This window comes from Arthrobacter sp. FW306-1B-G06A (genome assembly GCF_058781765.1).
Map to the genome: position 1 here is coordinate 38,001 of NZ_JBYSXB010000035.1, position 17,826 is coordinate 55,826.

Genomic DNA, 17,826 nt, shown 5'->3' on the forward strand with positions numbered 1-17,826 from the left:
TGAATCGACAGCCTGTCATCAAGGCAGAATCGGGCCAGCACCGAGGATGCGCACACACCAAGAAACCCCACCTTGTCCATGTTCGGCACGTCAAAAAACGGCGCAGAGGCGCCTCCTGCCCTTGGAGGACCTGAAACCAGGAACTCCATCGCGGTGCTTGCCCCAAGGCGAGGAACAACTACCACTTGGAAAGACTATGAAGACGATTGTTATCGGTGCCGGGGCGATTGGGCTGGCCTCTGCATACTACCTGCGTAAAAAAGGCTTCGAAGTAACTGTTATCGATGCCGGAAACCCGGGCTGCAAGGCCTCTGGCCACAATGCCGGATGGGTCGTCCCGAGCATGTCCGTTCCCGTTCCCACTCCTGGCATGCTCCCCCAAGCACTACGCTGGATGCTCAGGCGGGATAGCCCGCTCTACGTCTCACCGAGCTTAAGTCCACGCTACATCGGTTTCATGATGGAGATGCTGCGGAACTGCACCAGCGCCCGTTTTGAGGCCGGGTTGAAGGTGCTCGCACATCTCAGCCGCGAAACGCTTCAGCTTTTCGACGATATGGCCGCGGACGGCGTCCATTTCGAGACGCACAGCGGCCCGCTCACCATGCTCTACACCAGCGTGGCCAACTTGGACAAACATGCGACTGAATTGCAGACCATGGGAGCGCACATCAGCGGCTTTAAATGGCGTGCAATCGATGGTACGGACGTGTCACGGGAGTTGCCACAAGCAACAGCAAATGTGGTCGGCGCCCTACAAACTTACGGTGACCGCTCGTTGGACCCCGGCACCTTCACTCGCGGATTAGCGGCGGCATGCCAGCGCGACGGAGTTGAGTTTCGACTTGGCCACAGGGCCAAACTCCACATCGAAGATGACGGTTCCGTTGCCGTTACGGTCGATAAGGAGAAACTCAAGTCCGATAGAATCGTGGTTGCTGCAGGTGTCTGGACAAATGAAGTCCTAGCTGGCATTGGGAGCCGTATCTCACTGATATCAGGCAAGGGTTACGGTTTCGACCTTCCGCTCCAGCATGGCGGTCCCGATCATCCGATGTATCTGGCCGAAGCCAAAGTCGCGATTACACCACTGAATTCGAAGGTACGTATCGCTGGCACCATGGGGTTTGGCGGTATCAACGAAAACATCAGAAAGGCCCGGGCCGAAGGACTTCTCAAAAGTCTCCCGACCTACTTTAAGGAATGGCCTTTGCTGCCAAGTGCGCCGAAGCCGTGGACCGGACTTCGCCCGATGACCCCGGACGGGTTGCCCATTATCGGCCCCTCAGGCCGGCGCACCGATGTCCTGATAGCCAGTGGTCATGCGATGCTGGGAGTAAGCCTGGCGCCGCCCACCGGGCTACTCATTGCTGAAATGGCCGCGGGGGAAGCGCCAGCCCGTCATCTATCCAGTCTCGCAGCGGACAGGTTCCTCTCTTGACAAACCATAGCTGAACCAAATCCCGCTGCAATTGATCTGATGGCCTCAGGTGGACGCTAATGCGGCCCTTCGCAGTTAAGCATGGTTGGTCAGTTGGCTCCGATAGTGCGGATTGACCCACCGTGTTGTTGAAACCAAAGACCGGGCACCGGGAAATCGGGAACCTGGCGTTGGAAGCTGCCGTTTCGTCGCTGGCTCTGGTCCCCTAAGTTCTGCCGGGCCAACCGGCCGCCAGGATTTCGACCCCGAACTGACCATGCCGGCGGCTACCGCTCCTCCTTCCACGCCACCACGGCAGCTGGCCTGTCAAAAGTACTGATCACCCCCTGAGAGTGAGGACTCATCATCATGCACACAGCACCCAGTTGTCTCGTCGTAGCCGTTCAAACCCGAATGGAACTGGACGCCGCCATGGATGAGGCGGTGGATCTCCTGAAGCCGGCGGCGATGACTGAAGACGTCGGCATCTCCGTGACTCGGCTGGCCGCAGGCCGCTATGAAGCGCGCTTGAACAGCAACGTCCCCCCGGGTGTGACACTCGAAAGGTGGGGGTGTGAGCTGCGATAAGCGAGGGATGAGCGGTGACTCCGGGGCGCCGGCCAGCAGCACGTTTAATATGGTCTGCCCTACTGCCCGCCGGGCCGGCTGTTCGCTGCGGGCGGCGGCTCTCGACGCAGGGCCGGGGAGAAACGGGTCGAAAGCGTCGCTGACAGAATGCGAAATTGAAATTTTCTTGTCACTGGCCCGCGGCCACCTCATCGCCGTGAGAGATCACGAAACGGGCGCATTGTGGCGCGGGTGGGTTGACATGACGTTTCCCGAACACGGATTTGTCTGGATTATCACGGACGTCTGCGGTGAGCGGAAGCTGCTCGACATTGGTCGGCACACGGTCTGGCGGCCAGACCAGTCCGGACCCTGCGGCAGCGTTCACCGGGAAGCGGGTTGACGTCCGGAGTCCGGAGCGCGGCGCGTGCCGCTGGGCACGCGTCAGCCGGCCCTAACCATGCTCATCTGCGAAGGGCCGCTAATGCCGCAATTCGCCGGGCGACAAACTAGTCCCCTGATTTCGCTAGGAGTCTTTCCCCACTGCGGATCCTACTGCTGTCGAGGGACAGGCTATATAGGACGGCGCTACGACGGGGACAGAGGCTGGAAAGCTTCTCGGGCTACCGCCATTCCCTATGGAAAGTGCGCCTAAATCGGCCCGCCCCTAGCGGCCATCCTTGGATAATGCGGTTTTCTGAAAAGGCGCTGTCCGGCAGATTGACGTTACAAACTGTGGAGACCTGCGTTCTGTCACCGTTGGCCCACGTCACCAAGTCAATAGTGGCGGCAACCAAAGCCCCAACGATTACTAGCTGCGCGGGCGGCCACTTCTTGTCCCTCGCCGCTCCAGATCATCGTCGCCGCCTTTCGCCTTCTCTTCTTTGCTGGGTCTACCCGCCGCCTCGAAGTCGGGCCGGACGTTCCCGTACCGTTCATCGTTGATCCCGTTCATCTGGCGCCCCCCTTCGGCGGGCAATGCAGTTAGTGCGGTTTGGCTGGCGCGAACACCAACTTCGGTCTACTATCAGGTGTAATACCCTACCGAGCCGAGGTGGGGTTAGCAATGGACAGGCCAACGACCGGGTTGCTCCGTTCTCCCATGGCCAAACTGAGTTGCGATCGGTTCCTCCACGGTTGATGCACCTCGGCTTCCTATTCACAGATGTCTCGGCCCGGACTCACTCGCTCAGGTGTCACCATGTGGCGCCGCAAGACACAGGTAAACAATTTTGATCCCAGAAACGAAAACAACCCGCTCCTCTATTCGCCGGGATTGCGGTGAGACCAATGCAGCTTGAGTTCATAAGCGGCACTGAGGTCCGCGACCTTCTCGGTCCTGCACAAGCGACCGCTGCTATTACGGATGCCTTAGTCGCAGGACTGAATCCTGCTACGGATCCGCCACGGGCAATCGTCCCCCTGAACCAGGGACAGTTCCTAATAATGCCAGCGGAGACTGCCCATCATGCCGGTGTAAAAATAGCTACTGTAAATCCCGAAAATCCAGATAGGGACCTTCCGCGAATTCAGGCGCTCTACATACTCTTTAACGCTCTTACGCTCACGCCGGAGGCAATCCTGGACGGCGCGGCTCTGACGACTCTCCGTACGCCCGCCGTGTCCGTGGCAGCAATCCAGCCAGTCCTGGCCCGGCGATCCACTCCCCTGCGGTTGGCCATCTTTGGCGCTGGCCACCAGGCCGTTGGGCATGTCAACACCATCATTGACGTCATGGACGGCCGACGAGAAATAGAAAATGTGACCTACATCGTCCGCAATCCAGATCGCGTCAGCTTGCCGCCCTTTGCAGCAGGACAGGTCGTCGAATCAGGGTCACAGGCAGCATCTGCTGCAGTGGCCGCTGCCGACGTAATAGTTTGCGCGACCTCCGCAAGTAGACCCCTCTTTGACTCCTCCGTGGCACGGAGTGATGTCATCGTTGTCGCTGTAGGTTCCCACGAACCCCACATCCGAGAAGTGGATGGGGCGTTCTGCGGCCGTGCGCAGGTAATCGTTGAAGACGTACCCACGGCTCTCCGTGAGTCAGGGGACATCATTATGGCCATTGCGGAAGGACATCTAACTGAGGACGCGCTGATCCCGATGAAAGACGTTGCCAACGGTGCCGCGTACTTGGACCTGGATCGTCCCGTCCTATTTAAAAGTTCGGGCATGTCTTGGGAGGACTTGGTCATTGCAACGGCAATCATCCAGGCATTTACAGAAAGTCAAGCTGTAGCGCGATAGACACCCGCCTGCACCTCAAAGAATATCCGCACCATCGAAAACTATCGGACACATGACTTCGGCGTTGACGATGGAGGGCTCACAGCCAACAAAATTCACTTTGAGAGTACTTGCATAAGTAAGACTGAGAAAAGAGCAGGAAGTGGTCCGACCAGCCGATTTGGCCGAGGAGGCCGTGGCGCTCATCCGGTGGTGGCTGGCCGAGGGGCACCGGTGCTCGCTAATACCGGCGCTACCAGTTAACCGGGGCACTGAAGGGCCCGCGGCGGACCGGATTTCACAGTGAGTTCGTCGACGGTGTCACCACTCCCCCGGACAGAGCAGTGGCAGCAAACAACCTACGGCTGGCCGCTGGCCACCGGGGAACCAAGTTACAACAGACCCGGCCATCAAATTAGCCACCGCCCCCAGCCCGGTAGGCCTCGAAGAAAGTCCCTCCATGTTGCGAATCTACTTCCCGGTCAATCTTCTGCTCACACTTTACGGAGTCATCGGAGCTGTCTCCGCTAGTTCCACACTTGGCCTAGGCCTCGGACTGGTCCTCTTGAGTGTGGGTGCGGGCGGTGTCTCTGCCGGTGTCATGGCCTTAGCCACCGAATCAAAGCCCCAAAACCAGTAAACACACGCCAGATCCAATAACTTATGAAAAAGTTCGTTTCGCTCAATACTCTCCCCAGCAGACGAACTCCACAGCGGAGGACGCTGCTGGACCTGCGTCCTCGGCAATGTCGTAGATGACCTCCTCACCAACCCCGCCACGGGAACCATCGCCAACGATCTGATCCCGCTGGCGGCGGCGCTGAAGTCGATGAAGCGGGCCAACTGCGGCCTGACCTGGATCCGCCAAAAACACGTCACCGCGTTCCTAAGCAATCTGGCGGTCGCACCCGAGATCACCCATGAAGCCCTCGACGGACTGCCCGACTCACACACCCGCGAATACGTCCGCGGACTCCTCTCCGAACACGGGGTGCTCCCCCGACGCGACGAACTCCGCAAGCGCTATGACAGCTGGGCGGCTGAAGCACTCGAACGGGTCAGTGACCCTCGGGACAGTGAGGTGATCCACCGCTACATCCGCTGGCATCACCAACGACGGATGAACCACATGGACGAAGTCACCCGCGGCACCTTCCTCCGCGCCAAACAGGAAGTCGCCGTCGCCATCGACCTCCTGAACTGGCTCACAGGCCACGGCATCAAACTGCCCGAGCTCCAGCAATCCCACCTCGACGTCTGGCAAGCAGAAGGGCTAACAACCCGGCGCATCGCCGAGCGCTTCCTCAAGTGGGCCACTACGACGAAGGCCGCCCCATCCGGGCTCACCATCGTTCCTCTACCAGTCTTCCCTCGGCGCCGTACCGTCAGTTGACCTCGGCGCCGACCCCTGCCTTGACGGCCGGGCTGGCGAGCCGGAGCCAGGTGTCCACCACGGTGTCGGGGTTCAAGGAGACGGAATCGATGCCTTCCTCGACCGGCCACTCGGCGAAGTCGGTGTGGTCGCTGGGTCCTTGGCCGCAGATCCCCACATACTTGCCGCGCTTCTTGCAGGCCTTGATGGCCATGCTCAGGAGCTGCTTTACAGCTGGATTTCGTTCATCAAAGCCTCCGGATACGGCCGCCGAGTCCCGGTCCAGGCCCAACGCCAGCTGCGTCATGTCATTGGAACCGATCGAGAATCCATCGAAGTAGTCAAGGAACTCGTCGGCGAGCAGCGCGTTGGACGGAACCTCGCACATCATGATTACCTCGAGGCCATTGTCGCCGCGTTTGAGGCCGTTCTCGGCCAGCAGCTCAAGGACGCCTTTAGCCTCGTCCAGGGTCCGCACGAACGGGATCATCAACTTGACGTTCGTGAGCCCCATCTCGTTGCGGACAAAGGACAGGGCCTCGTACTCGAGATCGAAGCAGTCCCGGAAGGAAGGCTCCAAGTATCGTGAGGCGCCGCGGAACCCGATCATCGGGTTCTCTTCGTGTGGTTCGTAAGCGGGTCCGCCAATCAAGTTCGCGTATTCGTTGGACTTGAAGTCGGACATCCTGACAATGACGGGTTCAGGTGCGAAGGCCGCAGCAATGGTGGACACGCCCTCGGCCAGGCGCTTGATGTAGTAGTCGCGGGGGCCATCGTATGCGGAGATCCGCTCCCGGATCGCCGCTGCGATGTCGGCAGGCTGGTCGACGAGGTTCGGCAACGCCTTGGGGTGGATACCAATCTGCCGGTTGATGATGAATTCCAGGCGGGCAAGCCCCACCCCGTGGTTGGGCAGCTGCGCGAAGGTGAACGCCTGTTCCGGGGTGCCTACATTCATCATGACCTTGACCGGCGCTTCAGGCAGTTGGGTGATTTCCGTTTCCTCAACCGTGAAATCCAGGAGCCCTTCGTAGATCATGCCGGTCTCACCATCAGCACAGGAAACGGTCACCTCGAGGCCGTTGCTGAGTGCATCTGTGGCATACCCGGTGCCGACGACGGCGGGTATGCCAAGTTCACGCGCGATGATGGCGGCGTGGCACGTGCGCCCGCCGCGGTTGGTCACGATGGCCGAGGCGCGCTTCATGATCGGTTCCCAGTCCGGGTCGGTCATATCGGCGACGAGGACGTCTCCGGTCTTGAAGGCGGCCATCTGGTCGATCGCGGTGAGGATGCGGACGCTGCCGGCGCCGATCCGCTGGCCGATGGCGCGGCCCTCAACCAGCACGCGGCCTTCGCCGTTGAGCCGGAAACGGCTCAGGTTCCCCGCAGCACGTCGGGACTGGACGGTTTCCGGGCGTGCCTGAAGGATGTAGAGTCCACCATCGATCCCGTCTTTTCCCCATTCGATGTCCATCGGGCGGCCATAATGGTGTTCGATGGCGACGGCATGCCGGGCAAGCTGCTCGACGTCGTGGTCGCTGAGACTGAAGCGGTTCCGTAGCGCGGCTTCCACCGGTACGAAATCAATGGTGCGTCCGACTTCAGAAGAGTTCGTGTAGGTCATTTGGAGGGCTTTCTCCCAGACCGCGTTTGAGAACTGCAGGTCGGCCAGCCTGCAGCGCGGGTTTGTAAACGTAGAACTCGTCCGGATTCACGGCACCCTGGACGACGGCCTCGCCCAGACCGTAGGAAGATGTGACGAAGACGGCGTCCTGGAAACCGGATTCGGTGTCCATAGTGAACATGACACCGGAAGCGCCAATGTCTGAACGCACCATTCGCTGAACGCCAGTCGACAATGCGACGTCGGCGTGTTCGAACTTGTGGTGAACGCGATAGGCGATGGCCCGGTCGTTGTAGAGGGACGCAAACACGTCCTTAATCGCGAGCAGGATGTTCTCGATGCCACGAATGTTCAGGAAGGTTTCCTGCTGCCCGGCGAACGATGCTTCCGGCAGGTCTTCTGCGGTGGCGCTGGAACGGACGGCCCAGGAGAGGTCCTTGGAACCGCCGTGCTTGTCCACCAGCTTCTGGTAGGAGTCCCGGATCTGCACCTCGAAGTCCGGCAGGAACGGCGTCTCACGCATCATTGACCGGATATCCTGTCCGGCAGAGGCAAGGGCTGTCACGTCATCAGTGTCCAAGCCGACCAGCCGGTCGGCGATCTTCTGATCCACGCCGGAATCAGCCAAGAAATTGCGGTACGTATCCGCGGTCGTGGCGAAGCCGTCCGGGACCTGGACCCCGGCTGAGGTCAGGTTCTGAGCCTACTCACCGAGCGAGGCGTTCTTTCCGCCCACCCGGACAACGATGCTCACGAACAGGGGGACCGCCTGTAGGCGGTCCCCCTGTTTCGCTTCCGTGAGCTATCTCGGGTGCCTTGTGAAGGCGAAACCTGCACAACCATATTGAGAGCAGGTCGAGTTCAAGGTTGAGGTCGAACGCTGCATTGGGGTTGAGTGCGACCTCGAACGTCGAGTGTCCGACGCTGGCTATGCCAGGAGGCGTTCGCGCTTAGAACGCCCGGAGGATGTCTTCGACGCGTTGTTTGGCGTCGCCGAAGAGCATCTGGGAGTTCTCGCGGTAGAACAGGGGGTTCTGGACTCCTGCGTAGCCGGCGGCCATGGAGCGTTTGAAGACGATGACGTTGTCGGCTTCCCAGACACGCAGGACGGGCATGCCGGCGATGGGGCTTCCCGGGTCTTCGGCGGCGGAGGGGTTGACAGTGTCGTTGGCGCCGATGACGAGGACGACGGAGGTGTCGCCGAGGTCTTCGTTGATTTCGTCCATTTCCAGGACGATGTCGTAGGGGACTTTGGCTTCGGCGAGGAGGACGTTCATGTGCCCTGGGAGGCGGCCGGCGACGGGGTGGATGCCGAACCGGACGTTCACGCCGCGTTCGCGGAGCTGGTGGGCGAGTTCGGCGACGGGGTATTGGGCCTGGGCGACGGCCATGCCGTACCCGGGGGTGATGACCACGGACGAGGCGTTGGTCAGCATCTCCGCGGTGGCTTCCGCGGTGATTTCCCGGTGCTCGCCCTGCTCGACGTCGCCCCCGGTGCTTGGTGCTGCGATGCCGAAGCCGCCGGCGATCACGGAGATGAAGGACCGGTTCATGGCCTTGCACATGATGTAGGACAGGTAGGCGCCGGAGGAGCCGACGAGGGCGCCGGTGATGACGAGGAGGTCGTTGTTCAGCAGGAATCCTGCGGCTGCTGCGGCCCAGCCGGAGTAGCTGTTCAGCATGGAGACGACGACGGGCATGTCGCCGCCGCCGATGGAGGCCACGAGGTGCCAGCCCAGCCCGAGGGCGAGGAAAGTGACAACGATCAGCAGCCAGAGCTGGGAGTCGTTGACGTACCAGACCGTCAGGACCACGAACGCGGCGAGGGCCCCGAGGTTGATGACGTTCTTGCCCGGCAGCATCAAAGGCGTGGATTTCATCCGGGCCGAGAGTTTCAGGAACGCCACGATCGATCCGGTGAAGGTCACCGCGCCGATGAACACGCCGATGAACACCTCTGCATGGTGGACATTCATCAGATCCGCGGACAGGGCGGGGGCTTCGAAGTGGCCGTTCCAGCCGACCAGGACCGCTGCGAGGCCCACGAAACTGTGCAGTAGGGCGATGAGCTCGGGCATCCCGGTCATTTCCACGACCCGGGCGCGCCAGAGCCCGATCGCGCCGCCGACCAGGACCGCTGCAACGAGCAGGCCCAGGCCGGTCAGAGCGTGCCCGGTGCCCCAGGCGCCCTTGACGGTCAGCCAGACTGTCGCGGCGAGGGCGATGACCATGCCGGTGATGCCGTAGATGACCCCGGCGCGGGCTTTCTCATGCCGGCTCAGCCCGGCAAGGCTGAGGATGAACAGCAGGGCCGCGACAATGTACGCCGCTCCGGCGATGGAGTCGGCGGTCAACGGACCGAAGACGGTATCAGACACGGTAAGGCTCCTCATTAGAATTCCAGCTGCTTCGGATACGGCGCTCATGAACGGGCCTTCCCGGCGGAGAACATCGCCAGCATGCGCCGGGTGACGGCGAAGCCGCCGAAAATGTTGATGCTGGCCAGCAGCACCGCGACGGCGGCGAGGACCTGCATGACGGGGTTGCCGGAGGTGACCTGCAGCAGCGCGCCGACGACGATGATCCCCGAGATCGCGTTCGTGACAGACATCAGCGGGGTGTGCAGGGCGTGGTGGACCTTCCCGATGACGTAGAAGCCGACCACGATCGAAAGCATCAGCACCGTGAAGTGCTGGGGCAGAGGCGCCGGGGCGACCGCGTTGATCCCGAAGAGCACCGCAATCTCAGCGGCAAAGAGCCCGGCCTTACCCGCAGGGCTGAGGCCCGTCTTTTTTGCTGCCTTGTCTGCGGAGCGCTCCGCCGCACGCGTAGTTTCGCTCTGAACAGGGGCGGCTGAGACCTGGACAGGGGGCGGGGGCCAGGTCTTCTCACCGTCCCGCACCACCGTCACGGAACGCTGCACCACGTCATCAAAGTCGATTCGAAGCTGCCCGTCTTTGTCCTTGGTCAGTAGTTTGAGCAGGTTCACCATGTTCGTCCCGTACAGCTGGGACGCTTGGGCCGGCAACCGGGCCGGTAGATCGGTGTAGCCCAGGATCACGACCCCGTTGTCCGTTACGATCCGTTCCCCTGCGACGGAGCCTTCGACGTTGCCGCCCTGCCCGGCGGCCATATCAACGATGACGCTGCCGGATTTCATGCCGGCCACGTCCTCGGCCGTGAGCAGCTTCGGTGCCGGGCGCCCCGGGATCAGGGCGGTAGTGATGATGATGTCCACATCGCGGGCTTGCTCAGTGTAGATCTCCGCGGCCCGGGCGTTGTAGGCCTCACTCGTGGCTTTGGCGTATCCGTCCGTGGACTCCATGACTTCGGCGACCTCCACCTTAAGGTAGATTCCCCCGATGGACTTCACCTGATCCGCCACCTCGGGCCTCGGGTCCGTCGCGCGCACGATCGCGCCCAGGCTGCTCGCAGCACCGATCGCTGCGAGGCCGGCGACGCCGGCGCCTGCGACAAGGACTTTCGCCGGCGGAACCTTGCCCGCGGCAGTCACCTGCCCCGTGAAAAACCACCCAAATTCGTGTGCCGCCTCAATCACGGCCCGGTAACCGGCAATGTTCGCCATCGAACTCAAGACGTCCATCGACTGCGCCCGGGAGATCCGAGGGACGGCATCCAGTGCAAGTGCAGTGATGGGCCGTGCCGCCAGGGCCTCGACGAGGTCTGGCCGCAAACCCGGGCTCAGCGACCCGATCAGGGTTGCCCCTTCGGCCAGACGGCTGATCTCCTCCTCAGTGGGCGGATTCACCCTCAACACCACCTCGCTGCCCCATGCCTCGTCGGCGCCTACAATCATGGCCCCCGCCGCCGCATAAGCGTCGTCTGCAAAAGATGCCGACTCCCCCGCGCCCTTCTCGACCACGACGTCATAGCCCAACCCCGCCAACTGCCTCACGGTTGTGGGCGTCGCCGCCACTCTTGTCTCACGGCCCAACTCGGCCACAATTCCGATACGTGTCACTATTTCTCCCTCTAACATGTATGTTTTGGTGTACTCAGCTGCGGACGAAAACCTGCGTCCTTTTTCGATGAAGAGTGGCGCTCACGATGATTCCGGGGCTTGAGCGCCCTTCCCCGAATTTCAGATTGCCAAGTCTGTAGCTCCAGCCGGCCCGGCGGGAGGTAATCTCCGGACTTTACGATGGGTAAGTTCCTCCACGGTCACCTTTTCGGGGCCAGGAGTTCTGGTATGGACCAGGTGGCGAGCCTGTGGAGCCCGTACCTGACCATGGCCGAAGGCATAAGACGCCGCCCAGTCCTTCACCACTGGCGTCTCCGGGCTCTCCTGCTGCGCCTCCTGACCAAGGTCCCGTTCACACCGGAAGAACCCTGCCACGGCCAACGATGTGATTCGACTCACCGACCTTCCGGCCACTCCGCCACCTCAAACCAGGCAAATACGGGCCGCTACGACGCCCGACAAATCCCTAGCGTCGGATATTTCACTTTTTCACAAGCCACCCGAACTAATGGTTGTCGCACAGCACGGGAGAGCGTGACGGGGTCGTGGGTCGCATCCGGAGGTGCGGCTTCCCAACGTCGATGGCTATGTTCTGCCGGTCGCCGAATGGCCGCCCAGGGTTATAGCGGGCCCCCTCTTCCGAACCGGCTGCTTCGCAGGTCGGTGCCGCTGGCGCTGCCGTTTGCTACGACGGACTTGCCAAGAGATTCCCCGAAGATGGGTCAGTTCGCGATCTCGGGCTTCTTGCTTTTGAGTTGCGCAAGAAGCCGGAGATCGCGGGACACCTGAGCGAGGGCATCTTCTCGGCTCTTCCGCCAATGTGCCGACCTCCTGGGCGACGGGCGCTGTTGCTGAGGCCCACCGGGTGCCTGACGGGCCGGCAATCGATGGATCTGATGATCGGAGTCTGCTCCTGTCAAAGGGTCATGAAAGAGGTCATTCGGGGAAACGCAAAACCCCTGTTCGGCCGCGCGCATGTCCAGGTCCTTTCTAAAAAGACATCAGTGTGCTGATGGATGAAACCAGGCCTCCCCGGTTGCGAGGACACCGAACGGGTTGTCCTTGCCTGCGGATCCGGACACTCCGGTGGGCAAGGAGGCTCCAGTCCTCGCACGTGAAACGTCACGGCGTACATTCTTCTGGCCAGGGACTCGAGAGCATTGGCTTAGCCATTAGTCAGTTTCCGGCCCGTTGCAGTAGTGGCAGTCTTCAGAACAATCTTGGCGGGAGTAGCTCGATGGAAAGTTGAGCTGGTATTCCGTGATCAGTGCAGTCGGCGGCTGCCCAGTCTTGCCCTCCAGCGGGCGCTGCTGACCCGCCATGAGGTCTTTGCGGGGTGGGTTAGAAATTGTCAATGAAGGCTCCTACCGCAGGGTTGCGATACTTGGACTTTTGAGTGCCCGATTGACGCGCGGGCAATGTCCAGACCATAGACCCTCCCCAGTTGGCTGGCATGATGCTTCCTCCGCCGACGAACAGGGGGTCTCCTTCCTGGTTGGACGGCACCCACCATCCGTTGAGCGGGCAGTCTTCGCCGGTTTTCGCTTCGAGGACCCTGTCGGGATGCGCTCGGGGTGTGCGGGGGTCCTGATCGTGGGAGATACGCTTCTTCATCACTGCTTCCGATCTGCGGTTCGTCGGGAAGGCGGGCAAAGCCGGCCGGTCATCATTTGGCTCCGCGTGTCATCAACCCGGCAGAAAGCCCTCCTGCACCTGTGGTGAGCGGGATCAGTCCCGCGCCAAATATCAGCGTGGACGTTGCCGAGACCATGCAGATGGTGCCGGCGGCCAGGAGGAGCAGCATCACTGCGAAGTAGGGGGAGAACATGTAAGCCTTTCCGGGGCGGATGCCCCATGGTGTCTGGGTGTCTGCTGTTCGGGATGATGATCGTCGTGACTGACGCATGTTGGTCCACGATTTTGATGAGGGGAGTTTGGTGGGCTGGGTCCTTGAAACTGCGATGCCAGTGGTGGACCCGGACCGTGTCGACTGGGTTAGATGATCGTGTCTGAGAGCTGGTTCGGGGTGCCGAACCGGTGTGCTGTGATGGAGACTGCCTGCTCCTGCAGGAAGGTCAGCAGTTCGACCCTGCTGGCGGCGACGACCCGGTTGGCGTAGATGGCCACGTCGGGTTTGCCGCCGGCTGCGTCGGCTGTAGCAGGCGTGGGCGCACCGATCAGGCGGATGCGGACTCCGGAGTCCGGTCCGGTCTTGCCTGCGTACCGCTGGACCCTGGCGAGCCAGGCTGTTGTGTTTTCGACCGCCATGACTACTCCGGAGTCCCGGAGAGCCCGTGCGATCGTGTCCGTGAGCGGTTCGGCGGTGCTGACCGTCAGGGCGTTCAGCGGGGCGCTTCCGCCCCAGGCGGTCAGGCCGGCCGAGACGACGCGCAGCAATTCGGCAATACCGTGCCCGGATGTTGCCTCCTCGTAGCGGACAGTGACCGGTACCGGCTTGTAGCGGAAGAGGTTCCGCTCGGCCCGGAGCCCTGACACGTCGCGGGTGGCACCGAAATCGGTCCGCCAGGCTTCGACATCGGAGCCGAGTGCTGATTCAAGCCAAGTGACATCTGCGGCGCTGATGCTGCAGCTGCTGGCTACGTCAGCAGCTGCAGTCAGGATTTGCCGTGCCGGTACGGAGAGGTGAGCCACGGAGATGTCCTTGATGGGGGCGTCTTTCCATGCACCGAGGCCGACCAGGTAGTTGGGCCCGCCGGCCTTGGTGCCGGCGCCGACTGCAGACTTCTTCCAACCGCCGAAGGGTTGGCGGCGCACAATCGCTCCGGTGATGCCACGGTTGATGTACAGGTTTCCGGCCTGGATGTTTTCCAGCCAGTACTTCAGTTCCGTGGGGGCCAGGGAGTGCAGGCCGGATGTGAGGCCGTAGTCGATATCGTTGACAATGCTGACCGCTTCTTCCAAGGTGTCGGCGGTCATGATTCCCAGGATGGGTCCGAAGTATTCGGTCTTGTGGTACTCGCTGCCTCGCTGGACACCCGTACGTACGCCGGGGCTCCAGAGCTTGCCGCTGTCATCGAGTTTGCGCGGCTCGAGTACCCATTGCTCTCCGATACCGAGTTTGGTGAGTCCATTCAGGAGCTTCCCATTGGCCGGTTCGATAACCGGTCCCATCTGGGTCTGCGGGTCAACCGGATATCCGACTTTCAGGGACCGGGCGGCGTCGATGAGCTGTTGGTTGAAGCGGCGCGACGTTGCGACGGATCCGACGAGGATGACCAGTGAGGCGGCGGAGCATTTCTGCCCGGCGTGCCCGAACGCCGACTGCACGACGTCTCTTGCGGCGAGGTCGAGGTCCGCGCTCGGGGTGACGATGATGGCGTTCTTGCCGCTGGTCTCGGCGAGCAGGGGAAGGTCCTTGCGGAAGGAACGGAACAGTTCGGCCGTCTCGTACCCGCCGGTGAGGATGAGCCGGTCCACAGCGGGGTGGGATACCAGGGTGGTGCCCAGTTCCCGTTTGGCCAGCTGCACATACTGGAGCACGTCCCGGTCAATCCCTGCTTCGTCGAAGGCTTCCCAGAGGGCTTCGACCATGACGGCACCGCAGCGACGTGCCTGCCGGGCAGGTTTGATGATAACGGCGGAGCCAGCGGCCAGGGCTGCGAGGACGGAGCCGGCCGGAATGGCGACGGGGAAGTTCCACGGGGGAGTGACGACGGTCAGCTTCGACGGGATGAACTCTGCACCATCGACCGTGTCCAGCTCCTTGGCCAGTTCAGCGTAATAGTGTGCGAAGTCGATGGCCTCGGAGACTTCGGGGTCGCCCTGGTCCAGGGTTTTCCCGCATTCTGATGCCATAACTTCCAACAGATCTGCCCTGTGTGCCTCCAGCCGGACCCCTGCCCGGTGGAGCACAACGGCGCGTTCCGCCCCGGTGAGGGCACCCCAGGCAGCACCGCGGGTGACGGCCGTTTCGATGACGGTTTCGAGTTCGTCCGCGGTGTCCAGTTCACAGGTGTCGGCCGTTGCTTCGCCCAACAGTGAGAACGGGACCTGGTTGAGGATGCCCCGGCCCCACGAGCGGTTGGCAGGCAGGTCAGGGTCCGTGTCAGGGGTATTGGCGAAGCTGGCAGTGGGCCCGCCATGACCGATTCCGCCCATTTCCAGTCCCGACCGGGACATCGCTTCGGCCAGGGTCTCGTCGGCGTCAAAGCGGGTCCGGTCCTGGCCGCGGTTCGGTCCGGGAACCGTATCGGTCAGGGCAGCCAGGGAGGCGAGGAAGCGCTGTTTTTCGCGTTCGAACAGGGCTTCGTTTTTGTCCAGTTCGAAGACTGCGGACATGAAGTTTTCCTGGCTGGCGCCTTCTTCCAGGCGGCGGATCAGGTAAGCGATCGCTACGTCGAACTCGCTAGGATGTACGACCGGGGTGTAGAGGAGCAGGGAGCCGACGTCGCGCTTGACGGCTTCGGCCTGTCCGGTGGCCATGCCGAGGAGCATTTCGAATTCGATGCCGGAGGTGATTCCGCGGGCCTTGCCCAGCAGGTGGGCGAGGGCGACGTCGAACAGGTTGTGCCCGGCGACGCCGATGCGGACGTTCCGGATTCGTTCGGGCGTCAGGGAGTAGTCGATCACGGCTTTGTAGGATGTGTCGGAATCCTGTTTGGTGCCCCAGGTTGCCAGCGGCCAGCCGTGCAGGTCCGCGTCGACTTGTTCCATGGGAAGGTTGGCGCCCTTGACGACGCGGACCTTGATCGGTGCACCGCCATTTGCGGTGCGGGTAGCGGCCCATTCCTGCAGCCCGATCATAGCGCTCAGGGCATCGGGCAAGTAGGCCTGCAGGACGATACCTGCTTCGAGGGTGCGGAATTCGGGCATCTCAAGCAGCCGAGTGAAGACCGCGATGGTCAGGTCGAGGTCTTTGTATTCCTCCATGTCCAGGTTGATGAACTTGCGCGGGGAGGAGGAGGCAGCGAGTCGGTACAGCGGGGCGAGCTTCTCCACGATATGGCCGACGGCATCGTCAAAGGCCCAGTGGTTGTGAGGGGCCACGGTCGAGGAGACTTTGATCGAGACGTAGTCAACGTCCGGGCGGGCCAGTAGCTTTCTTGTGCCCTCAAGCCGGCGGGACGCTTCACCCTCTCCGAGGATGGCCTCGCCAAGCAGGTTTACGTTCAGCCGGATGCCGTCTTTTTTGATCTTTGCAATTGAGCGGCCGAGCTTTTCGTCGGTTGCGTCCACGATCAGGTGGCTGACCATTTCCCGGAGCACCTTGCGAGCAACCGGGACTACGACACCGGGAATAGCGGGAGCCAGGGAGCCCCCCACGGCCACAGCGGACTTCATGTACCACGGCAGGAAGGCCGGGACGCTCGGTGCCAACATATTGAGGTTCCTTGCAGCGACCGCCTTGTCTTCAGGACGGACAACGCCGTCGACGAAACCTACCGTGAAGCCCAGGCCGTTGGGGTCTTTCAGGACACCGGCCAGCTGGGCCGCGGCTGCGTCGACGGGCACCCTTGCTCCCTCGGCGAGCCAGCGCCGGACCAGCGCGACGGCATCCTCAGCGAGATCCTCGGGTCGGACCAACTCAGCGCTGATCCCTGCAGATTTAGTCATGGATGTACTCCTCGAATATGGGTTTTTTGACACTCATCCGGCGTACGCGAAGCCCGGAATACACTTCTTTGGCTCGACCGTAGAGCCATCCTTGATTCCACGTTTAAAAATAGTATACTATGAGGTATTACACCTGATACCTATCATGCGGGTGGAGTAGGTGACTTCAGGACTGATTCCGACAACCCGGATAGGAAGGGAGACTCTAATGAAGGCGATATCATCGGTCCGGCACACAGCAGCCCGGTCGGAGTCCAGGGAGATCTGGGCCCGCAGCGGAAATCCGTGCCCGAAAAGCGGTTGGTGGGCACCGAATACCGATGGAGCACCCCCCATAGACATCGTCAGGGGAAGCCTGATGCCCCGAATGCAAGACCGCTCGGTCGAATGGAGTGAAGTTGCCCAACCCATGCGCTCCATTGAAATGGGTCCACCCACAACAGGCTAGACCGGCTGCGCAAAGCCGCGCTAGGCCCCCGCGGCCGGAACTCTGTCGTCGCGTCAACGTGCCGACGGGAGCCGCCCGACGCGGGCCGGATGGCCCGCGCCATGACGATGCGCGTTGTCACTGAGGATGACGCGTACGTCGTCAAATAACGTGCACGGTAACACATGCGGTGCCTCGCTTTCGTATCCTGCAGCTTCCACCTCATGGAGACGCTCATGCGTTTCACAGCTTCGCCGGAGGACGAGTAACGCCGGAAATCCCGCAGCACATACCGGGCCAACGAAAACAGTGGGCCACCCGTAAGGGTGGGACCCACCGCCGTCGAGATCTTTTTCGGGAACGTGCGTACGGGTCACGCAGGTGACCGGCCACCCGCGTTCGACCGCGGCACTCAGGAAACGCCAGAAGCAAACGAAATCCAGGATCATCCTGGGCAGCTCGCCCGGATCCACGCAGAACGTTAACCGGGCCCCTCCTCTGGAAACCCGCCGACCGAGAGATCCTAAACAGAAATAGAGGGCGTGCAGGAAGCGAGCCTCCGATAGTCCGTTGTGCGTGGTTCTCCGATCGTGGGTGGAGTTTCCAATGTGGAAGCCGCGGTCGGCGA

At 61.8% G+C, this 17,826-nt stretch carries 7 protein-coding genes and 1 pseudogene; 3 read left to right on the forward strand and 5 right to left on the reverse strand.

Annotation, left to right across the window (positions count from 1 at the left end; genetic code table 11):
• Window positions 1-196: 196 nt before the first annotated feature.
• The 3 genes from AC3WJM_RS17350 to AC3WJM_RS17360 all read left to right on the forward strand — a co-directional run bounded on the left by AC3WJM_RS17350 (window position 197) and on the right by AC3WJM_RS17360 (window position 5,609).
• Window positions 197-1,441 carry an NAD(P)/FAD-dependent oxidoreductase gene (locus tag AC3WJM_RS17350; protein ID WP_492272487.1) on the forward strand — a complete coding sequence of 415 codons (1,245 nt, stop codon included), beginning with the start codon at window positions 197-199 and terminating at the stop codon, window positions 1,439-1,441.
• 1,836 nt (window positions 1,442-3,277) lie between these two features.
• Window positions 3,278-4,237, forward strand: a complete 960-nt coding sequence (locus AC3WJM_RS17355; protein ID WP_492272488.1) for an ornithine cyclodeaminase family protein — start codon at window positions 3,278-3,280, stop codon at window positions 4,235-4,237.
• Window positions 4,238-5,045: 808 nt separating this feature from the next.
• The gene (locus AC3WJM_RS17360) at window positions 5,046-5,609 is read left to right on the forward strand and encodes a hypothetical protein (protein ID WP_492260270.1); all 564 of its coding nucleotides are present in this window, start codon (window positions 5,046-5,048) and stop codon (window positions 5,607-5,609) included.
• Here the strand turns inward: AC3WJM_RS17360 and ppsA are convergent.
• The 5 genes and pseudogenes from ppsA to AC3WJM_RS17385 form a co-directional block, all read right to left on the reverse strand.
• Window positions 5,602-7,975: pseudogene (ppsA, locus tag AC3WJM_RS17365) on the reverse strand (phosphoenolpyruvate synthase). The gene AC3WJM_RS17360 and the pseudogene ppsA overlap by 8 nt on opposite strands.
• A 190-nt stretch (window positions 7,976-8,165) precedes the next feature.
• On the reverse strand, window positions 8,166-9,608 hold the full coding sequence (pntB, locus tag AC3WJM_RS17370; RefSeq protein ID WP_492260271.1) for a Re/Si-specific NAD(P)(+) transhydrogenase subunit beta: 1,443 nt from the start codon (window positions 9,606-9,608) through the stop codon (window positions 8,166-8,168).
• Window positions 9,609-9,637: 29 nt separating this feature from the next.
• A complete protein-coding gene (locus tag AC3WJM_RS17375) occupies window positions 9,638-11,197 on the reverse strand; it encodes a Re/Si-specific NAD(P)(+) transhydrogenase subunit alpha (RefSeq protein WP_492260272.1) in 1,560 nt (519 codons plus the stop codon).
• A gap of 1,666 nt (window positions 11,198-12,863) precedes the next feature.
• Complete coding sequence (locus AC3WJM_RS17380) at window positions 12,864-13,025, reverse strand: hypothetical protein (protein WP_492260274.1); 162 nt, start codon at window positions 13,023-13,025, stop codon at window positions 12,864-12,866.
• 167 nt (window positions 13,026-13,192) lie between these two features.
• Complete coding sequence (locus tag AC3WJM_RS17385; protein WP_492260275.1) at window positions 13,193-16,771, reverse strand: proline dehydrogenase family protein; 3,579 nt, start codon at window positions 16,769-16,771, stop codon at window positions 13,193-13,195.
• Window positions 16,772-17,826: the final 1,055 nt, after the last annotated feature.

Coding starts and splice junctions, on each gene's coding strand:
- AC3WJM_RS17355 (WP_492272488.1), top strand. CDS start 3,278: ATGCAGCTTGAGTTCATAAGCGGCACTGAGGTCCGCGACCTTCTCGGT.
- AC3WJM_RS17380 (WP_492260274.1), bottom strand. CDS start 13,025: ATGTTCTCCCCCTACTTCGCAGTGATGCTGCTCCTCCTGGCCGCCGGC.
- pntB (WP_492260271.1), bottom strand. CDS start 9,608: ATGAGGAGCCTTACCGTGTCTGATACCGTCTTCGGTCCGTTGACCGCC.
- AC3WJM_RS17360 (WP_492260270.1), top strand. CDS start 5,046: ATGAAGCGGGCCAACTGCGGCCTGACCTGGATCCGCCAAAAACACGTC.
- AC3WJM_RS17385 (WP_492260275.1), bottom strand. CDS start 16,771: ATGACTAAATCTGCAGGGATCAGCGCTGAGTTGGTCCGACCCGAGGAT.
- AC3WJM_RS17350 (WP_492272487.1), top strand. CDS start 197: ATGAAGACGATTGTTATCGGTGCCGGGGCGATTGGGCTGGCCTCTGCA.